Source organism: Micromonospora sp. DSM 43699, assembly GCF_055517075.1.
The window spans coordinates 1-1,553 of sequence record NZ_JBTMMT010000142.1; the positions used below are offsets into that span (position 1 = coordinate 1).

General features: G+C 68.4%; 1 protein-coding gene. It reads left to right on the forward strand.

What is annotated here, in order from left to right; genetic code table 11:
- Positions 1-120: 120 nt before the first annotated feature.
- Positions 121-1,520 (forward strand): IS3 family transposase gene (locus AC0AIB_RS30930; RefSeq protein WP_465098035.1). Its coding sequence is split into 2 segments (ribosomal slippage): positions 121-454 and positions 454-1,520, totalling 1,401 coding nucleotides; the frame shifts between segments, so codons are not numbered across the junction.
- Positions 1,521-1,553 lie beyond the last annotated feature (33 nt).

Consider the following 1,553-nt stretch of genomic DNA (forward strand, 5'->3'; position numbering starts at 1 on the left):
CCCTGTCTGTCAGGGTGAGTTGGGGCCAGCGGCTCGTAGCAAGTCCGCCGGACAGGGCGAGTTCAGGATCGAGAAGCGTTGAATACTGCTGTTGACGTCGTGACGGCCCAGGATGGGGTCATGAGTCGCAAGAAGGGTCCGTGTTCAGGTGGGCCGCGGGCGCGCCGGTCGTTCACGCCGGGGCAGAAGCTGGAGTTGCTGGCCGGGTATGAGCAGGCCGTCGCGGCTGGTGAGGGCGGTGCGTTCCTGCGGCGGGAGGGCTTGTACTCGTCGCTGATGTCGGAATGGCGCCGGGCCCGCGATGGCGGGTTGTTGCAGGGTAAGCCGGCTGGGGAGACGGTCGGGAGGCCGTCGGCGGAGCAGGCCGAGATCGCCCGGTTGCGCCGTGAGCTGGAGTTGGCGCAGGTGAAACTGGCGCGGACCGAGACGGCGTTGACGATCATGGGAAAAGCGCGCGAGCTCTTGGAGGACATCTCCAGGAGCGAGCCGGACGGTCCGGACGTGTTCGGGCTCGGCAGACGCTGATGGACACCTATCACGTGTTGACCGGGGCGGGGATCACGACGCGGGAGGCGAAGCGGCTGACCGGGATCGCCAGGTCCAGCGCTGAGCGCGACCGGCGGCGGCCGACACCGGCACGCCCGGTGCGGCGAGCGCCGGCGAACGCGTTCACCCCGGCCGAACGTGAGCAGGTCCTGCGGCTGTTGAACAGTGCGGAGTTCGTCGACGCCGCTCCGGCGCAGATCTATGCGGCGCTGCTGGACCAGGGCGTGTACGTCGGTTCGATCGCCACCATGTATCGGGTTCTGCGCGAGCACGCGCAGGTTCGCGAGCGTCGCCGGCTGGCCCGGCACCCGGCTCGCCAGCGTCCCGAGCTGGTCGCTGACGGGCCGCGGCAGGTCTACACCTGGGACATCACCAAGCTCGCGGGTCCCGTCAAGGGCTCGTACTTCGACGCCTACGTGATGATCGACATCTACTCCCGGTACATCGTCGGCGCCCGTGTGCACGCCCGCGAGTCCGGCCCCCTCGCGGAGTCGATGATGCGCGAGGTGTTCGGTGTCCATGGCGTCCCGCACGTCGTGCACGCCGACCGGGGCACGTCGATGACGTCGAAATCGGTGGCTGACCTGCTCGAAGACCTCGACGTGACCCGCTCGCACTCCCGGCCGAAGGTGTCCAACGACAACCCGTACAGCGAGGCCTGGTTCAAGACGTTGAAGTACGCGCCGGTCTTCCCGGACCGGTTCGCGTCCCTCGCTCAGGCGCGGGCGTTCATGACCGGCTTCGTGACCTGGTACAACCATGCCCACCGGCACTCCGGGATCGGCCTGCACACCCCCGCCGACGTCCACCACAGCCGTCACCACGCCGTCCGCGCCCACCGCGAGGACACCCTCGCCGCAGCCCGGACGGCGCACCCGGCACGGTTCGGCACCACCCGACCCCTGCCCAAGATCCTCGACCTGCCCCAACAGGTCTGGATCAACAAACCCGAGCCACAACGACAAGCCGCTTAACTCCCGTTGGCCTCAATCCCTTGACACGTTCCG